This is a genomic window from Hyphomonas chukchiensis, assembly GCF_000682695.1.
Taxonomy (GTDB): domain Bacteria; phylum Pseudomonadota; class Alphaproteobacteria; order Caulobacterales; family Hyphomonadaceae; genus Hyphomonas; species Hyphomonas chukchiensis.
This window is the reverse complement of record NZ_AWFG01000041.1, coordinates 135,434-153,430: the sequence shown is the minus strand read 5'-3', so window position 1 is coordinate 153,430 and position 17,997 is coordinate 135,434. Positions and strand designations below refer to the sequence as shown.

Here is a 17,997-nt window from a genome sequence, read left to right as displayed (position 1 = left end):
TTTGCGGTCACCTCAGCTTCAGTGTTGCGAGGCCCGCGAGGGCGAAGAGGACCGACAGGATCCAGAAGCGCGCGACGACACGCGTTTCCGGCCAGTTCTTTTTCTGGAAGTGATGGTGCAGCGGCGCCATCAGGAAGATGCGCTTGCCGGTGCCGGTCAGGCGCTTGGTGATCTTGAACCAGCCGACCTGCATCATGACCGACAGGGCTTCCATCACGAAGAGGCCGCCAATGATGACGAGGGCGAACTCGTGCTTGGTCGCCACGGCCACGACGCCGAGCATGCCGCCGAGGCCAAGCGAGCCTGTGTCGCCCATGAAGACCTTGGCCGGATAGGCATTGAACCAGAGGAAACCCATGCCTGCGCCGATCATCGCGCCGAGCAGGACGGAAATCTCGCCCGCGCCGGGCGCGAACTGGATGCCGAGGTATTCGGCGAAGACGAAGTTACCGGTGAGGTAGGCAATCATCGCATAGGCGGCGGCGGCGAAGGTCATCGGCACGATGGCGAGGCCGTCGAGCCCGTCGGTGAAGTTCACCGCATTGGCGCTGCCGACGACGACGATCATGCCGAAGAGGATGAAGAAGCCGCCGAGCGGCAGGAAGTAATTGTTCACGAAGGGCACTGCAACGCCGCCGGAGAAGGCCGGGTCAGCAGGCTGGACGGATGTTTTCGGCGCCATGCTTGCGATCATCTCGGCGAGGCCGTTCAGCGAGCCCCACTCGGCATGTCCGGCAGGCGTGTGGGCGCCATGAAGGCCCATGATGAACGCGCAGGCGACAGCGGCAATGCCGAAGCCGATCAGCAGGCGGGCGCGGGCCGACACGCCATCGGCGCTCTGCTTCGTCACCTTGGCATAATCATCGAGGAAGCCGAGCAGCGCATAGGAGAGCGTCACGAACAGCACGACCCAGACATAGGGGTTGCGAAGGTTGCCCCAGAGCAGCACGCCGACAAGCAGGCCGATCCAGATGAGCACACCGCCCATCGTGGGCGTGCCCTGCTTCGACAACTGCTGTTCCAGCGACAGGTCGCGGATCGGCTGGCCCTTGCCCTGCCGGGCCCGGAGCATGTTGATGATCATGTCGCCGAACACGACCGTCACAAGGAAGGCGGTCACAACCGCCGCGCCAGCGCGGAAGGTGATATAGTTCAGCAGATTGAAGAAACCGCTATCCGCAGCCAACCATTCGTACAGCATCACCTGACCTCTGCAGCGTCTTCTGCGCTGCTATCCATCTTGCCCAAACCAGCCGCTGCACTTCGTTGGCGCAAGCGGTCTGCAATACGTCCCATCCCGGAGGCATTCGACCCTTTGATCAAGAGCACGTCGCCATCACGGACTGCATTTAGCAGCGCATTCCACAGCTCATCTGCCTTGGGGGCCCATGCCTGCTGAAGACCCGGCGGAAGGGCCTCGGCAAGGTGAGTCATTTTGTCACCGGCGAGGAAGACGCCCTCGGCGCCGCTGGCCACGACATCTGCCGCCAGACCGGCATGTTCGCTGTTGGATTCCGCGCCGATTTCCAGCATCTCGCCGAGCGCGACGAGACGTCGGCCGCCGGGCCGCTGGGCCAGGGCCGCGAGCGCCGCGCGCATGCTGGCGGGGTTCGCATTGTAGGCATCGTCGACCAGCGTGAAGTGCCCGCCCTGCGGCAGGGGCAGGCGTTCGGCCGTGCCGCGACCGGGTGGCGGCGAATAGCCAGACAGGGCCTCGGCACAGTCCGCCAATGAGCGCCCCGTCTGGCTTGCCGCGAGAAGCGCTGCGGCCACGTTGAGGGCCCAATGCTTCCCGACTGCCTCGATCTCCACACTGACGCTCTGGCCGATCACTTCCACGGTGATGCGGCTCGTCACGCCGTTTGATTCATATCCCGTCACCCGCGCTGTCGCGTCTTCGGCAAAGCCGAATGTCTCGCGATTGCCTGTGGGGCACAGCTCACGGGCGCGCGCCGACAGGAAGTCCAGGAAGGCATCGTCGGCAGGCAGGATGAACGTGCCGCCCGCTTCCATGCCGGCAAAGATGTCGGCCTTCTCGTTGGCGACGCCCTCAAGGCTGCCGAGGCCTTCAAGGTGCGCGCCGGCAATGCAGGTGATGATGCCGATATGCGGGCGCACCATATGGCTGCGCGGGGCGATCTCGCCGGGCGTCGACATGCCGATCTCGAAGACGGCGCGTTCGGTATTTTCCGGCATGCGCGCCAGTGTCAGCGGCACGCCCCAGTGATTGTTGAAACTTTTGACGTTCCAGTGCGCCGGGCCCGCCGCGCGATAGATGCGCGCCAGCATTTCCTTGACGCTGGTCTTGCCCACGCTGCCCGTCACAGCCGTGCGGATGGCGCCGGAGCGCAACCGCGCCGCAATGCCCATCATTTCCAGCGCGGCCTGCACATCGTCGACCATCATGGTCGGCCCGCCGCTGACCGGCTTCGAAACGAGCGCGCCAGCCGCGCCTGCCTTGAAGGCGGCCTCGGCAAAGTCGTGCCCGTCGCGCGCATCCTGCAGCGCCACGAACAGGTCGCCCGGCATCAGGGTGCGCGTATCGATCGAGATCGAGCCCGACACCCAGAACGGGTCTGAGGCCGTGCCGCCGGTTGCGAGGGCAATCTCTTCAGAGGTCCAGAGGAGCTGGCTCATGCGTCCTCCCCTGCCAGCGCCGAAAGCGCCGTATCCTGGTCGGAGAAGGGAATGATCGTCTTGCCGACGATCTGGCCGGTCTCGTGGCCCTTGCCGGCGATGACCAGCGTGTCGCCCTTTTTCAGTTCCGCGATGACCGTGCGGATCGCTTCCTCGCGGTCGCCGATCTCACGCGCGCCCGGGGCGCCCGCCAGCACGGCCTTGCGGATGGCAGCGGCATCTTCCGTGCGGGGATTATCGTCGGTCACGATCACATCGTCGGCCTGGCGCGTGGCGATCTCGCCCATGATCGGGCGCTTCTTGGCGTCGCGGTCACCGCCGCAGCCGAAGATCACTTTCAGACGGCCCGCCGTGTGCGGGCGCACGGCGCGCAGCAGTACGTCCAGACCATCAGGCGTGTGCGCATAGTCGACGAACACCCCTGCCCCGGCCGGTGTCTTGCCGACGAGTTCGAGGCGGCCTTTGACAGGCTGCAGATGGGTCAGGCCATCGGCCACCGTTTCGAAGTCCATGCCCAGCGACAGGGCAATCGCCGCCGCGCCGAGCGCGTTCAGTGCCTGGAACTCACCGATCAGCGGCAGCTCCAGCGGCTTGTGCTCCACATCGCGCCAGAACAGCGTCAGCACCTGGCCGGTGGCCCGCGGCATGATCTCGTCGATCCAGAGATCCTCGCCGCGCCAGCCGAAGGACACGACCTTGAGGCCCGCTTCCGTCGCCGCGCCTTCAAATGCCTCGCGATGGTCGCTGTCAGCGTTGACGATGGCCGGCATGCCCGCGTGGCCGAGCTTGCGGAAGAGGCGGAGCTTGGCGTCGAGATAGGCTTCCATCGTCGCGTGATAATCGAGATGGTCCTGCGTGAAATTGAGGAAGGCGACGGCCGAAAGGTCAACGCCATCAAGGCGGAACTGCTCAAGCCCGTGGCTGGAAGCTTCCATCGCGCAGTGCGTCACGCCCTGGCGCACGAGTTCGCGGAGTGTTTCGTGGATGGTCACCGGGTCGGGCGTCGTGTGGCCGACATCGATCTTGCCGCCGGGGCCGATGGCGCCGAGCGTGCCCATGGAGGCGGCGCCATAGCCGGCGCGCGACCATATCTGGCGCAGGAAGTCCACGGTGGATGACTTGCCATTCGTGCCGGTGATGGCGACGACGGTGTCTGGCTGAGAATTGTAGAAGCGCTTGGCCGCAAGGGCCAGCGCAAGGCGCGGCTCATCCGCAATGATATGCGGCACAGGCACGTTCTCGATGCCGCCATCCGACAGGATCGCTGCGGCGCCCGCCTCGATGGCCTGCGGCACGTATTTGCGGCCGTCCGTTGCCGTGCCCTGCAAGGCGGCAAACAGGAAGCCCGGCTGCACCTTGCGGCTGTCGGCCGTCATGCCGGTGATTTCGGTGTCGCCATCTTCGGCGAGGGGGAACAGGTCTTTCAGCTTCACAGGGAACTCCTCTCATCCGATGCAGAGCGGAGTTCAGCGCCAGCAGGACGGACACCCTCGAAACGCGGGGCGAGCCCGAGCAGAGGCGCGACACGTTCGATGATGCGTCCGGCCGTTGGCGCCGCATTCAGCGCAGCAGTATCGCCACGTTCCGCCCCTACCTTGGGGTCATCCAATGTCACGATCAGGGCATATTGGGGGCGGTCATAGGGAAAAATGGCCGCAAAGCTCGTCACGTTATGGGTGTCGTCATAGCCCCCCAGCGTCGGCTTTTCCGCCGTGCCTGTCTTGCCGGCGACGCGGTAGCCCGCCACTTCGGCGCGCTTGCCGGTGCCGGTCAGCACCGCTTCACGCATCATCGCATTGACCATGTCGGTCGTCAGGGCCGACATGACACGCACCGGCACTGCCTTGCGGGCATCGTCTGCAACGAGGGTCGGCGCGACCCGCTCGCCGCCATTCGCAAAGGCCGAGAAGCCTTCAAGGAAGGCCATGGGCGTCACGGCGATGCCGTGGCCATAGGAGATGGTTGCGGAGGAAAGATCGTCGAAACGCTCCGGCAGGATCGGGCTGGCACTGCCTGCCAGCTCAATCGGCGCCCGGTCCAGCAGGCCAAGCGCGCCAAGGAAGGCTTTCTGGCGGCGCGGGCCCAGGGCGGCATTGATGTGCACGGTGCCGAGGTTCGAGCTTTCCGAGATGATGCGGGTGACGGTGCCGGTGCCCGAAATCGGGTGGAGGTCGTGGATCGTGTAGCCGCGGATTTCCATCGGCGTGCGCACGTCGAAAATGTCGGTTGGCTTGATCGCGCCGGATTCCAGCGCAGCCGCCACCGTGAAGGGCTTGAACACGGACCCAAGCTCATAGACCGCACCGGTTGCCCGGTTGAGGCGGGCCGTGTCGTCCAGCGGCAGGTCGAGCGCGCGGTTGGCGTCCAGCGGCGGCCAGCTGGCCATGGCGCGCACCTCGCCGGTATGCGCGTCCATCAGGATCACGGCGCCGCCCTGAATGTCATGTTCGGCAGCGGCGGCGGAGAGTTCGGACTCAACAGCCGACTGGACGCCATTGTCGATGGTCAGCCGAAGCGGTTCGCCGCCCGCCTTGAGGCGATCATCCATCGCATATTCGATGCCGCCAATGCCCTTCCCGTCCACATTTGTGAAACCGAGGATATGGCCGGCCAGCGTGCCGCGCGGATAGGCCCGGCGGCTTTCTTCCTCGAAGCGCAGGCCCTCAAGGCCAAGGTCGAACACGGCCTTGCGCTGGCGCGGGGTCAGGCCGCGTTTCACATAGACGAATTCACGCGTCTCGTTGGACAGGTGTTTTGTCAGGGTCGCGACATTGATGTCAGGGAACACGCCCTTGAGCGAGTGGGCAACCTCCCCCGCGTCCCAGATCAGTTTCGGATTGGCGACCAGCGAATAGGCGGTCACCGATGTCGCGAGAAGCTCGCCATTGCGGTCGACAATGTCGGCCCGGACAGGCGCTTCGGCCTTGGCCACGCTGTGTGCATGGCCCGGTGTTGATCCCGAGATGGCAAGATAGCCGCCCTTGCCCGCCAGCACGACGAAGAGGGCGCTGAGGCCTAATCCTGCCAGCCGTGTGCGGTCGCGGGCGTCGCGGGTCACTTTTCGCCCCCCGTCTGCTGCGGTTTGGGTGCCGCGCCAGCCTTCACCGGCGGGCCGACAAGCGCATCAAGGTCGCCCTCACCGGCAATCTGGTCGGAACGCGGCGGCGCCATGCCCAGCTCGCCCCGGGCATATTCCTCGATCCACTCGCGCCGGCTCATGTGCGACAGCTCGGTCTCGAGCAGCGCCTTCTCGTGGCGCGCATCCTCGATCTGGGCCTCGACAGCCATGATCTCGGCCGCCGTGTCCTTGGCGCCGTATTTTGCCCGGTAGAGGCTGACAATCAGCAGCCCGACAACCAGGATTCCAAAGAAAAAGGCACGGCGACTCATAGGGCATCCTCCAGGTCCGACAGCGGCGGCAGGTTCATGCCGTCGCTGGTCTCTTCCTCGATCGCAGGTGCGCCTGTACGGATCGCGGCCCGCAACTTGGCTGAGCGTGCACGCGGATTGCCTTCCACTTCCTTATCAGAAGGGACAATTGCTTTAGAAACAGAGAGTTCGAAGGTCGGCTCCGGCCCCTTGGCTGCCAGCGGCATGTGACGTGAGCCACCGCCCGTCTTGCCGCCCCGGTCGCGTAGCCATTGCTTGACCATCCGGTCTTCCAGCGAGTGGAACGCAACGATGACCAGCCGTCCGCCCGGCCGCAGCAGCCGCTCGGCCGCCTGCAGCGCACGGGCCAGCTCGCCCAACTCGTCATTCACGTACATGCGGATGGCTTGGAAGGTCAGCGTGGCCGGGTGCGTGCGCGCCCCTCGCCGCCCGCCAACGGCCACTTCGACGGCATCGGCCAGGTCTGCCGTGGTCTCGAAAGGCTTTTGCGCCCGGCGCTGCACGATATGGCGGGCAATGCGCCGCGCCTGCTTCTCTTCGCCGAGGCGGAAGATGATGTTGGCCAAGTCCCGTTCGGACATGGTGTTGACCACATCCGCCGCTGTCGGCCCGGCGGCGCCCATGCGCATGTCGAGCGGGCCATCCTTCATGAAGGAAAAGCCGCGCTCGCCCTCGTCGATCTGGAAGCTGGAGACGCCGATATCGAGCACGACACCGTCGACCGTCTCGAACCCGGCATTCCGGACCAATGTGTCCATCTCGCCGAACCGGCCCAGCAAAGGCGTCAGGCGAGGGGTTTCCGTGGCCATTTTCTCGGCGCGCAGGATGGCATCAAGGTCGCGGTCGATGGCCAGGACGCTGCATTTCGCGGCCAGCAGGATGGCGCGGGTGTAGCCGCCGCCGCCGAATGTGCCGTCAACGATCCGGTCGCCGTCCTGGGGGCCAAGCCATGCGAGCACTTCGTCCAGCATGACGGGCCGGTGGCCGGATGCCTCAGGGCGCGGGGATGTGTGCCGTGCGCTCATCAGCCTTCGCCTCCTTCGACCAGTTTGGGGCCATTATAATGCCCGGCGCCCTGCTGGTGCAGCACTTCGGAATAGGCCCGGCCAAAGGCGGCCATCACGTCCGGCGAGGCGGCAGCCGCCTCCATCGAGGCATTGTAGGCGGCGTGCTTCTCGGGGTTCCATATCTGGAAACTGTCCATATTGCCGGCAAACTTGATGCGGCCCTCAAGCTCGGCCGCCTTGCAGAGGTCTTCGGGCAGCTTGATCCGGCCGGTTTCGTCCATCTTCAGGTCGGCCGATCCGGCGATGATGCGGTTGACCAGCACCTTGCGAACTTCGGATTGCGGGGCGAGGCGTGTGAGCGTGGCGCGGTACATGGCCATCAGGGCCTCACCGCCGCCTTCGAGGCAGCCGGAGCCGTCCAGCGCCTGCCAGAGAAAGATCCGCGTGCTTCCCCCAAGCTCTGCGCGAAAGGGCGCGGGGATGGAAACCCGGCCTTTTGCATCAATAGCGCTCTCATAGGTGGAAACGAACACCCGCCAACCCTGTAATAGTTATGCCTAAACCCCAGCATGGTTACCCATGTGTAAATTTGGAATATCATGGGCAGCTATGGGCCTCAATGGGCGAACACGGTGAATCGAAATATCCACACCCCCTCCACCACGGAACATAAAAAGCACACAGCAGGAACATACAGGAACACCCCCTTGGGCGGGCATGGGGCGGGTTTATTTATTCCTTGTTAATCAATTGACTGAAGGGCCGTGTTGTCGGTTTGCATCGCGGTCAAAAACTGGCTGCGAATTCCTGCCTATTTGCCTGACATTACATCAAATCAATGTCCGCAGCTGCCTGAAAACATCACAGGCCTTTCCGAATCCTTTGCGCACCCCTTCCCTGCCCTTGGCGAATACATGTGCGCACGCAAGCAAACGCCGCTGAAGCGCTAACTCCGGCGGCGTCAGGATCAGGGATATTTCAGCGCTCAGGCCGTTTCGGATTCCAGCGCCGTTTCGGCGGCCATCACGCGGGCAGCGGCATTGACCACCGCGCCGATGCGCAGGCCTGCCTGGATCTGGTCGGTCGTCAGGCCATGCTTGCGCAGTTCGGCCTCGTGCGCATCAAGGCACATGCCGCAGCCGTTCACAGCCGATACCGCCAGCGAGAAGAGTTCGAAATCTGCCTTCTCGATACCGGGCGAACCGATGACGTTCATGCGCAGCTTGGCCGGCACGGTCGTATAGGTCGTGTTCGAGATCAGGTGCGTGGCACGGTAATAGACATTGTTCATGCCCATAATCGCGCTCGCCGCCTTGGCCGCCTTGATCGCTTCGGGGGTCATCTTGCCCTGCGCTTCGGCCTCGAGGGCGCGCAGCGTCACAGGCTCGCCGACAGCATGGGCCGACGCGAGCAGGCAGCCATATTTCTGCTGATCGGTCAGCACGGTTTCATTGACCAGCGAGCCCAGGTTCAGCTTCAGGTCCTTGGCATAGTCCGGCATGCGGGATTTCAGGGTGTCGAGCGACATCAAGCGTGTCCTTTCGGGGAAGAGGTGCAGGGATGGGCGGGAGAGACGTAATCCGGCGAGCGCCATGGGGCTTGCGGGGACAAACTGGCCGAGCGCCCAAGGGGTAAAGGCGCAAACGGCAGCTCGCCGGACGTCGTATCCTGCAGGGAAATAACGGCCCTCAAGGGGGGAGGGATAAGGCCGTCATTCCTTGCCTGCAGGACTCATTTGGGTATTCGCCGCCGCAGCGGCAAATTACAAAATTACAATGTATCTCCGCCGACCGGGCGGTTACATGGGCACAGCTCGTCGGTCTGCAGGGCGTCGAGCACGCGCAGCGTGTCCGAAGGGTTCCGGCCGACATTCAGGTTGTTCACATAGACGTGCTGAATGACGTTGAACGGGTCGACGACAAAAGTGGCGCGATAGGCAACGCCGGCTTCAGGATCGCGGATACCCAGACCGTCGACGAGCGAGCCATTGGTATCGCCAAACTGCCAGATTGGCAGTTCTGCAAGGTCCGCATGGTCGCGGCGCCAGGCGAGCTTGACGAATTCATTGTCGGTCGAGCCGCCGAGAACCACGGCATCGCGATCCGCGAATTCTTCGCCAAGACGGGCGAATTCGGCAATCTCGGTCGGGCAGACGAAGGTGAAGTCTTTCGGGTAGAAGAAGATGACCTTCCACTTGCCCTCAAAGCTGTCCTGCGTGAGGTCTTCGAACGCGCTGACGCCGCCTTCTTCGTGTTGCATGAATTTTGGTTTCACGCCGGTGACTTTAAAATCGGGAAGTTTCTGGCCAATGCCGAGCATATGGGAGGTCTCCTGTTGGGAATGCTGCAGTAAGCGGGCCCGGTGAAGCCCGCGAGTGCTGCACTTGGGGTTGTTTTTTCCAAAAGAAAAATTGATATTTCCAGTATTTGATATAGAGGCAGTCTATGGCTATACCGACGCTACGTCAGCTTCAGTTCCTCACCGCCCTCGGCGATACCGGGTCCTTCTCCCGGGCGGCCGAGGCGTGTCATGTGACGCAGCCGACGCTATCGGCCGGCATCAAGGAACTGGAAGACCTGCTGGGCGTGCGCCTCGCCGATCGCGAGGCCCGCGGCGCCCGGCTGACGCATGCCGGAGAGCTCGCCGTCGCCCGCGCCAGCGCCCTGCTCGCTGACGCGCACGCGCTCGTCCAGGTTGTGCAGAGCGCCGGGGCCATGCTGACAGGCCCCTTCCATCTCGGTGCCATCCCGACGATTGCGCCCTTCGTGCTGCCGCAGACCGTGCGGGCGCTGTCGGAGGTCTATCCGGACCTCAAGCTCTACCTGCATGAAGACAAGACAACGCGCCTGATTGACCAGTTGCGCACCCGCACGCTGGACGCGGCGCTGATCGGCCTACCCTGGGATGCGCCCGGCATCGAGACCGTGCCGCTGTTCGATGATGAATTCCTGTTCGCTTCCTCGACCAGCCACCCGCTGGCCAAGAAGAACGGCCTCTCGCCCGAAGACCTCAATGGCGAGGACATCCTGCTGCTCGAAGACGGCCATTGCCTGCGCGAGCACGCGCTCTCGATCTGCCGCCTCAAGACCGGCGACCATGCGGGCCAGGTTGCGGCCACCTCGCTTGGCACGCTGGTCAACATGGTGGCAGGCGGGCTCGGCGTCTCCCTCCTCCCCCGCCTTGCCATGGATCATGGCCTCGCGGTCAGCCATGACGTGGCCGTGCGCGAATTCACGACCCCTGTCATCGGCCGTCAGGTGGGCATCGCCTGGAAAACCGGCAGCCCCCGCGAAGCCGACGCCCGCAAGATCGGCGAGGTGGTGAAGGCGGCGCTGACCTGACGCGCCAGCTTTTGTCAGTCCGCGCCGTCCTCGTTCTCGCCGAGGAAATCCGCGAGCCGGTCGAACCGCGTCTCCCAGAGCCGACGGCGCGCTTCCAGCCATTGCCGTGCGAGCGCCATTCCAAGCGGGTTGATCTCGCAGGTTCGCGTCCGGCCAATCTTCTCTGTACGCACAAGACCGCTGCGCTCGAGCACCTGAACATGCTGCCCGACGGCGGCGAGCGACATGTCAAAGGGCGCCGCCAGGTCTGACATGGATTCCGGGCGCTGGCTCAGGCGCTCGACAATGGCCCGGCGCGTCGGGTCGCCCAGCGCATGGAATACATCGTCAATGGTCGGGCCGGTCGCGCGCGCCTGCATTCTCACTCTCCCCTATTCACCGAGTTCGGTCGCAAGCTGCCCAAACAGTTCGCGCGTGCCCGCCTCGCGTATCTCGATTCCGTCGCCGCCTGCAAAGAACGCTGCCTGCTCGGTGAACACGAACCGGGTCCCTGTACCGTCAGGGAGGAATTCCATTGTGGCCAGTGAGGACGATATGGGCTGCCCGGCAACGCTCATCCCATAGGCAATGACGATCCGGGCATCCGGCACGATGTCCATGTAGACCGTGTCATTGGCGCAAGGCGTACCTTCGGCGATCGGCTTGTCGGCGACGAAACGAAACCGAAGCCGGTCCGACCCGCCGACGCGGAAATCCATCTCGAACGCGTCGAGGTGGAAGCCCGGTCCTTCGGCGAACCAGCGGCGCTTCTTGGCCTGGTCGGAAAAGGCGTCGAACACGCGCGCGGGTGCAGACTTGAACGTGCGCTCAATCGTGAAGGTGCCATGGGTGACGGTAGGGATGGGCATGGAAATCTCCTGGAATACTAAAGCCTGAACTTCAGTATTATCAGCGCCCGCCAACAGTCAAGTGAAAACTTTAGTGTTGCGATAAAGGAAACGGCCTCGAAGGACCGTTTCCCAGCGTTTCCTGCCTTTTATATCCTAGCCCGCTTCGCGTTCGCTGCGGACTTCAAGATCGTATTCGCGGACCTTGCGGTACAGCGTCGAGCGCCCGATGCCGAGACGGCGCGAGACTTCGCTCATGTGGCCGTCATAGAAATCAATCGCATACTGAAGGATATCGTGCTCGATATCGGTCAGCGAGCGCAGCTCGCCATGCTCATCGGTGATGCTGACGGGGCTGGACGAAGCGCCCGCAGCGCCCACGTCATTGGCGGCCATGGGGGCCGTCGGCACGGCGTTGGCCGCAACAGGCGCTGCCGGCAGGCTCGAAATGTCCGGCATCTGGCCGGAGATCTGCGGGAAGTCCTGTGGCTGCAGCTTGTCGCTCTCGCAAAGGACCACTGCGCGGAACACGGCATTCTCCAGCTGGCGCACGTTGCCCGGCCAGTCGAACGCATAGAGCATTTTCAGCGTATCATCGGATGCACCGGACACTTTCGTGCCTTCGCTCGCGTTGAAGCGCGTGATGAAATGCTCGACCAGGGCCGGGATGTCATCGCGGCGTTCCCGCAAGCTCGGCATGTCCACAGGGAAAACATTGAGGCGATAGAACAGGTCTTCGCGGAATGTGCCATCGGCAACCTGCTGGGCAAGGTCGCGGTTGGTGGCAGAGATGATGCGCACGTCCACCTTGGTCGGACGGCGCGAGCCGACAGCGTCGACCTCACCTTCCTGCAAAGCGCGGAGCAGCTTGACCTGCGCGTCGAGCGGCAGTTCGCCCACCTCGTCGAGGAACAGCGTGCCGCCATCGGCTTCAAGAAACTTGCCGGGCGACTTGGAGACAGCGCCGGTAAAGGCCCCCTTCTCGTGTCCGAACAGGATCGATTCAACCAGGTTTTCCGGGATGGCGCCGCAGTTGACGGTGACGAATGGCTTGCCCGAGCGGCCCGAAGCGCCCTGAATGCAGCGCGCAACAACTTCCTTACCCACACCGCTTTCGCCGAGGATCAGGACCGGAATGTCTGAGACGGCCGCGCGTTCGGCAAGACGGATCACCTGGCGCATGGGCGCAGCCGACGCGATCATGTCGTCAAAGCTCATGCCGCCCTCGGCCTTGCGAGATAGGCGTTTCACTTCGCCCGTCAGCGATTGCATCTTCAGGGCGTTCCGTATCGAGACAACCACGCGTTCCGGATTGGCCGGCTTGACGATGAAGTCGACCGCGCCGCGGCGCATCGACTGGACAATCGTGTCGATACCGCTTGTGGCGGTCAGCATGATGACAGGCAGGTCCGGACGCTTGGCAGCAAGGCGCTCGAGCGTGTCGAGGCCCGAAAGGCCGGGCATGGTCAGGTCCAGCAGGACAACGTCGACGCCATCCTTCGGATCGGCCGCAACCGCAATGCCCGCTTCGCCGTCAGGCGCCGTGCGGCAGGCAAAGCCCGCCTTCTCCACCGCAGCCTGAAGCAGGCGGCGCTGTGTCGGATCATCATCAATTACCAGTACGGTCTTCGCCATCATCATACCCTTGTTCGTAGCCGGAGGGTCTGAAGCCGCCCCCGTGCCATCAGTTAGTGGAGCGAAATGGAACAGAAGGCGTCCCACATCGCGACGCCCCGTTCTGACACAGGGATGTGTGGATCACGTTCAATGAATCGATGAAATTTCTGGCGAATTCGCCGGATTGGCCGCGCTAGTGCTCGGACGGTGCCGCAGCCACCAGACGCTCGAAATCGGCGTCTTCCAGCTTCTTGATGAACTTCACGCCCACCAGTTCCGCGCGCTGCCAGCGTTTTTCGCAGACAAGGCGTACCGACACATGGCCGCCCAGGCCATGGATGAACAAGTAGAATTCGCGTGGAAGCTCGGGAAGGATGGCCCCTTCCCCGAAGGTCAGTTTCGCGCCCGATGGCGACATGTCGAGGATGGAAATATCCCGCGATGCGCAGAGATCAGGCCAGACCATGCGGCCGGGCCGGTAAGCCTCGACACGCGGTTCTGCGCGCCGGAACTCCATCTGGACCCGCTTGAGGCCCGCCTGCAGTCTTGAGGTGAATCTGTCCATGCGGGCGAATATGCGCAAGCCGGGTAAACCATTTGCAAATAAATTCCACCAATTCAGCTATAAGCAGCAAGATACGGCGGCGTGCGGGCGCCGCCATGTAAAGGTGCATTGTGGAAGCCCCCGATCTGTGCGATAAGGTTTCCATCGACTTCGAACTTGTGTCGGATAACTCGCAACTAAGGCCGTGCTTAAGCGCCGCTGCAAGACCGACTTACTCCCCCGCAATAACCGAGATTGATCATGTACGCGCAACTCCGCGTGTCCGTGAATTTTTTAGACCAGGTAAGATCTATGTCCACAGGAACTGTTAAGTGGTTCAACAGCCAAAAAGGCTTTGGCTTCATTCAACCCGACGCCGGCGGCGCTGATGTGTTCGTTCACATCTCTGCAGTCGAGCGCGCTGGCATGGCCACGCTCAACGACGGCCAGAAAGTCAGCTACGAGCTCGAAAAAGACGCTCGCAGCGGCAAGATGTCGGCTGGCCAACTGGCCTCCGCCTAAAAGCCTTTAGGCCCCGCGTACGCCGCGAGAGCCACACGATCCTGAAGCCCCCGCATCGCAAGGTGCGGGGGCTTTTCGTTATGGGCCCCTAGTCCGGCAGGTCGCTGACCGGCTGGCCGGTTTCGCGGCGTGTCGCGAAATGGTTCTCGAAGGCCACACCGAGGCACGCGGCGACAATCAGCACCGCGCCGACGGCCACGCGCCAGCCCGGCACTTCGTCAAAGAAGACAAAGCCGATCAGCGCCGCCCAGATCAGCGCCGTATATTCCAGTGGCGCCAGCAATTGCGCCCGCGCCCGTGCATAGGCCAGCGTCAGCAGGTACCAGACTGCATAACCGATCGCTCCCAGCAGCATGAAGACAGGCAGGTCATTCACGTTCACCGGCCCGGCAATGCCAAACAGGAAGGGCGACAGGCAGAGCGCCGGCACGCCATTGGTGAACAGGGCAATCGTCGTCGCATCCTCCTTCACCGCGCGCAGGCGCAGCAGCACCAGCACAATCGCATAGAGCATGGCCGATGCCAGGACCGAGGCAATGCCGAGCAGCCGGTGTGCGCCCACGGCCCCCTCGGGCGCCGCGCTCACCGCAAATGCCGCGCCGGCAAAGCCCAGCACCGTCAGCCCGAATGCGCGCGGCGAGACAGCCTCGCCCAGAATGATCCATGCCGCAAAAGGCACCATCAGCGCCGCCGTGAAACCGATCAGCACCGTCTCGGCCAGCGCCAGCTGCGTCAGCGCATGGAAGAGCAGGATGGCACTCGCCACCTGCATCAGGCTGCGCATGATATGAAAGCGCACGGCTTCACCCGGCGGCCAGGCGCGCCGCTGCAGCAGGAAAACCGCGCCTGCAATCATCGCTCCGAACAGGAATCGCCACGCCACCAGCACCATGACCCCCGCCCCCGGCGCCGTCGCCTTCACCAGCGCATCAATGCCCGAGCCCATGGCCACGGCCAGAACGGCAAGCAACAGGGGAGCAGAGAGGAGACGCGCGATCATGGGAGCTCGCTAGGGCCAGCCCCGCACGCTGTCCAGAGCTTTCAGAAGCTAGCCCTTTAGGCGAGCACAGTCGCTGCGCCGGCCCGCCCGGCATCGCCCATCGCGTCGGCGATCGTCGCCTTGTCGAGCACGCCGCGTGTCGCATCGGCCGCGCCAGCAAAGACGCGGCGGATCTGGCAGGCTGCCTCATCCTTGCAGTCGACGCATCGGTGATAGGCCGTCTTGGACAGGCAGGGCAGCGGCGCCAGCGGGCCATCAATGATGCGCAGCACTTCCCCGAACGTGATCGCCTCCGGCGCGCGCAGCAGGATATAGCCGCCCGCCTTGCCTCGTCGGCTGGCCACAAGGCCCTGGTGTTTCAGGTCCAGCAGGATCTGCTCCAGGAACTTGCGCGGAATATCCTGCGAGGCGGCAATGTCGCTGATTTGGACGGGATCATCATGCGATGCCTCAGCCAGATCGATCAGCGCCCGCAAGGCGTATTTGGCTTTCTGGGAAATCATCGTGTCCGGTGCCCGTTTGGTCGCCGCCCCGCGCAAGGGCAATATCTGATAGCTAAAATGTAATGTCGATTAAGTCGATAGGCTTATTTCTTCTGGTCCTGCAGCAGCCGCAGGGCCGGGGCGCAAATCGTCCTTTCCTCAGACTGAAAACGCCCACGCCAGCGTGTCTTGACTAATTCCTACTAAACAGATCGAGTTAAGTGTATTAATAGCAAGGAGTTGCTCAATGACGCCCCGATCCGCCCTGTGGCCCCTCGCCACCATCCTGCTTGCTGCCCCCTCTGCCTATGCCCAGGAAGACGTCCCGGTCACCGCCGATATTTCCCCGCCAACCGATGCTCCGGACGCGGAACTGCGCCGCGAAACCATCGTCGTGACGGCTCGCCGGGTGGAGGAAAAACTGCAGGATGTGCCAATCCCCATCTCGGTCCTCAGCGCAGATCTCCTGGCTGACACCGGCTCGTTCAATGTCGGTCGTCTCAAGGAACTGATCCCCAGCCTGCAATTCTACTCCACCAACCCGCGCAACACCGCCGTCAATATTCGCGGCATCGGCGCGCCGTTCGGCCTCACCAATGACGGCCTCGATGCAGGCGTCGGATTCTATGTCGACGGCGTCTTCCAGGCGCGCCCCGCCGCCACCACGCTCGATTTCATCGACGTCGCCCAGGTCGAAGTCCTGCGCGGCCCTCAAGGCACGCTCTTCGGCAAGAACACGACCGCGGGCGCCGTCAACATCACCACGCGCAAGCCCTCATTCGAACCTGAAACGCAAGCCGAGCTCAGCTATGGCAGTCTCGGCTTCACGCAGGCCAAGGCCTCCGTCAGCGGCCCCCTGTCAGACAAGGTCGCCGCGCGGTTGTCTTTCTCCGGCACGCATCGCGACGGCACGCTCTACAATACAACCGAACAGAATGATCTCAACACGCTCGACAATCTCGGCCTGCGCGGAGCACTCCTCTTCGAGGCGTCGGATGCCCTCTCCATCACGCTCGCGGGCGATTACACGCGCCAACGTCCTGAAGGCTATGCTCTCGTGCCCGTTAGTGTCGCGCCGACCCTGCGCGATCCGTCCCGCCGATACGTCGCCATGGCCGCTGACCTCGGCTATGCCCCGCCGAGCTTCAATCCTTTCGACCGCCTCACCGACACAGACACGCGCCACAAGTCCAACCAGGACATCGGCGGCCTCTCCCTCACCGCCGAATGGGATGTCGGCCCCGGCACGCTGACGGCAATCACCGCCTGGCGCTACTGGGACTGGGACCCGTCCAGTGACCGCGACTTCATCGGCCTTCCGATCACCACGATCTCGGCCAACCCGTCAGAGCAGCGCCAGTGGACGCAGGAGCTGCGCTATGCCGGCGACATCTCCCCGAACCTGGGCTTCGTCATCGGGGCCTTTGGATTCCACCAGACCATCGACTCGACCGGAAAGCAGCAACAGGGCAGCGCCGCTGCGCGCTGGCTGCTGAACCCGGCCAGCCCTGGCGCCGATACGCCGGGCCTGCTCGACGGCTACGGCCAGACGTCCGACATCAGCTCCGAAAACACCAGTGCCGCTCTCTTCGGCCAGCTCGAATGGCGCGTGACGGACAGGCTGCGCCTACTGCCCGGCCTGCGCGTCAACTATGACAAGAAAAGCGTCGATTATAATGCGGAGGTCTATGGCGGCCTGCAGACGACCGACCCCGTTCTTATCGCCCTGCAGCGCTCCATCCTTGCCCCGCTCGCCTACGCGACCGAGACCGACGATACCAATATCTCCGGCCAGTTGACCGCCGCCTATGAATTCACCGACACGCTGAACGGCTACGCCACATTCGCCACCGGATTCAAGTCCGTCGGCCTGAACCTCGGCGGCATCCCGAACGATGCGTCCGGCCAGCCCGCGCTCGATGCCGCCACAGTGAAGCCGGAGGATGTCCGCCATATCGAAATCGGCCTCAAGGCCCAGCCGCTCCCCGGCCTCACCACGAACATCACCGCCTTCAATACCGAAATCTCCGACTATCAGACCCAGGTCGTCAACGCGCAGGTCGGCGTGCTGCGCGGCTATCTCGCCAATGCAGAGAAGGTCCGTGTGCGGGGCATCGAGCTTGACGGAAACCTCACCGTCAATGATCACCTCACCTTCCACGCCGCGCTTGCCTGGACCGACGGCAAGTATGTCTCCTTCACGGACGCCCCTCCCCCAATCGAGGGAACGGGAGGCCCGCAAGTCGTCGACATCTCCGGGTCGCGGTTGCCCGGCATTTCCGAGTGGGCCGGCGCCATCGGCGGCGAGTACACGACAGCCAGCCACTTCCTCGGCCGCGAGGGCGATGGCTTCCTTGCCGTGGATACCAGTTTCCGGTCCGACTTCTCCTCAAGCCCGTCGGAGTCGCGCTACATGACGGTCGACGGCTACGCCCTCGTCAACGGCCGTATCGGCTTTCGCGCAACTGATGATTGGAGCGTCTATCTCTGGGCGCGCAACCTGCTCGATGAGGATTATTTCGAACTCCTCGCGGCCCAGCCCGGCAATTCCGGCCTGATCGTCGGCCAGCCGGGAGACCCGCGCACATGGGGCATCACGCTCGCGGCGAAGTTCTGAGCGGCCTTGACCG

The 17,997-nt window shown here is 63.6% G+C and carries 18 protein-coding genes; 3 read left to right on the top strand and 15 right to left on the bottom strand.

The annotated features are described in order from the left end of the window. Positions 1 to 7: 7 nt before the first annotated feature. From mraY to HY30_RS13280, 9 genes are all read right to left on the bottom strand, one after another. Positions 8 to 1,201 carry a phospho-N-acetylmuramoyl-pentapeptide-transferase gene (gene mraY / locus HY30_RS13325; RefSeq protein WP_034741370.1) on the bottom strand — a complete coding sequence of 398 codons (1,194 nt, stop codon included), beginning with the start codon at positions 1,199 to 1,201 and terminating at the stop codon, positions 8 to 10. Then, positions 1,201 to 2,637, bottom strand: a complete 1,437-nt coding sequence (locus HY30_RS13320; protein ID WP_034741367.1) for a UDP-N-acetylmuramoyl-tripeptide--D-alanyl-D-alanine ligase — start codon at positions 2,635 to 2,637, stop codon at positions 1,201 to 1,203. Before HY30_RS13320 ends, mraY begins: the two co-directional genes overlap by 1 nt. Beyond that, entirely contained in the window at positions 2,634 to 4,070 is a 1,437-nt protein-coding gene (locus HY30_RS13315) for a UDP-N-acetylmuramoyl-L-alanyl-D-glutamate--2,6-diaminopimelate ligase (protein WP_034741364.1), read from the bottom strand. The genes HY30_RS13320 and HY30_RS13315 overlap by 4 nt, the downstream gene beginning before the upstream one ends. Then, positions 4,067 to 5,695 (bottom strand): peptidoglycan D,D-transpeptidase FtsI family protein, encoded by a 1,629-nt coding sequence (locus HY30_RS13310; protein WP_034741363.1) that lies wholly within the window; start codon positions 5,693 to 5,695, stop codon positions 4,067 to 4,069. The genes HY30_RS13315 and HY30_RS13310 overlap by 4 nt, the downstream gene beginning before the upstream one ends. Continuing rightward, a complete protein-coding gene (gene ftsL / locus HY30_RS13305; RefSeq protein ID WP_051615470.1) occupies positions 5,692 to 6,027 on the bottom strand; it encodes a cell division protein FtsL in 336 nt (111 codons plus the stop codon). Before ftsL ends, HY30_RS13310 begins: the two co-directional genes overlap by 4 nt. Beyond that, positions 6,024 to 7,052, bottom strand: a complete 1,029-nt coding sequence (gene rsmH / locus HY30_RS13300; protein ID WP_034741360.1) for a 16S rRNA (cytosine(1402)-N(4))-methyltransferase RsmH — start codon at positions 7,050 to 7,052, stop codon at positions 6,024 to 6,026. The genes ftsL and rsmH overlap by 4 nt, the downstream gene beginning before the upstream one ends. Further along, positions 7,052 to 7,567, bottom strand: coding sequence for a division/cell wall cluster transcriptional repressor MraZ (locus HY30_RS13295; protein ID WP_051615469.1), 516 nt, complete (start codon positions 7,565 to 7,567; stop codon positions 7,052 to 7,054). The genes rsmH and HY30_RS13295 overlap by 1 nt, the downstream gene beginning before the upstream one ends. A gap of 452 nt (positions 7,568 to 8,019) precedes the next feature. Beyond that, positions 8,020 to 8,562 carry an alkylhydroperoxidase, AhpD family gene (gene ahpD, locus HY30_RS13285; protein ID WP_034741355.1) on the bottom strand — a complete coding sequence of 181 codons (543 nt, stop codon included), beginning with the start codon at positions 8,560 to 8,562 and terminating at the stop codon, positions 8,020 to 8,022. Positions 8,563 to 8,804: 242 nt separating this feature from the next. After that, positions 8,805 to 9,353 (bottom strand): peroxiredoxin, encoded by a 549-nt coding sequence (locus HY30_RS13280; RefSeq protein WP_034741352.1) that lies wholly within the window; start codon positions 9,351 to 9,353, stop codon positions 8,805 to 8,807. A 125-nt stretch (positions 9,354 to 9,478) separates the two neighbouring features. Between HY30_RS13280 and HY30_RS13275 the strand changes: the two genes are divergently transcribed. Beyond that, a complete protein-coding gene (locus HY30_RS13275; RefSeq protein ID WP_034741350.1) occupies positions 9,479 to 10,375 on the top strand; it encodes a hydrogen peroxide-inducible genes activator in 897 nt (298 codons plus the stop codon). 14 nt (positions 10,376 to 10,389) lie between these two features. Here the strand turns inward: HY30_RS13275 and HY30_RS13270 are convergent, their stop codons facing one another. The 4 genes from HY30_RS13270 to HY30_RS13255 form a co-directional block, all read right to left on the bottom strand. Next, positions 10,390 to 10,734: an ArsR/SmtB family transcription factor gene (locus HY30_RS13270; protein WP_034741347.1), complete on the bottom strand. Its 345-nt coding sequence runs from the start codon at positions 10,732 to 10,734 to the stop codon at positions 10,390 to 10,392. Between the two features lie 12 nt (positions 10,735 to 10,746). After that, on the bottom strand, positions 10,747 to 11,223 hold the full coding sequence (locus HY30_RS13265) for an SRPBCC family protein (RefSeq protein WP_034741345.1): 477 nt from the start codon (positions 11,221 to 11,223) through the stop codon (positions 10,747 to 10,749). Between the two features lie 135 nt (positions 11,224 to 11,358). Further along, entirely contained in the window at positions 11,359 to 12,837 is a 1,479-nt protein-coding gene (locus HY30_RS13260; protein WP_034741633.1) for a sigma-54-dependent transcriptional regulator, read from the bottom strand. A gap of 175 nt (positions 12,838 to 13,012) precedes the next feature. Next, a complete protein-coding gene (locus HY30_RS13255) occupies positions 13,013 to 13,384 on the bottom strand; it encodes a PilZ domain-containing protein (RefSeq protein ID WP_034741343.1) in 372 nt (123 codons plus the stop codon). Positions 13,385 to 13,675: 291 nt separating this feature from the next. Between HY30_RS13255 and HY30_RS13250 the strand changes: the two genes are divergently transcribed. Continuing rightward, complete coding sequence (locus tag HY30_RS13250) at positions 13,676 to 13,885, top strand: cold-shock protein (RefSeq protein WP_034741341.1); 210 nt, start codon at positions 13,676 to 13,678, stop codon at positions 13,883 to 13,885. Between the two features lie 88 nt (positions 13,886 to 13,973). Here HY30_RS13250 and HY30_RS13245 read toward each other — a convergent pair whose 3' ends face one another. Beyond that, positions 13,974 to 14,885 (bottom strand): DMT family transporter, encoded by a 912-nt coding sequence (locus HY30_RS13245; protein WP_051615468.1) that lies wholly within the window; start codon positions 14,883 to 14,885, stop codon positions 13,974 to 13,976. 56 nt (positions 14,886 to 14,941) lie between these two features. Next, positions 14,942 to 15,388, bottom strand: a complete 447-nt coding sequence (locus HY30_RS13240) for an RrF2 family transcriptional regulator (protein WP_051615467.1) — start codon at positions 15,386 to 15,388, stop codon at positions 14,942 to 14,944. Positions 15,389 to 15,614: 226 nt separating this feature from the next. Here HY30_RS13240 and HY30_RS13235 point away from each other — a divergent pair, with 226 nt between their 5' ends. Beyond that, the gene (locus HY30_RS13235; RefSeq protein ID WP_051615466.1) at positions 15,615 to 17,984 is read left to right on the top strand and encodes a TonB-dependent receptor; all 2,370 of its coding nucleotides are present in this window, start codon (positions 15,615 to 15,617) and stop codon (positions 17,982 to 17,984) included. Positions 17,985 to 17,997 lie beyond the last annotated feature (13 nt).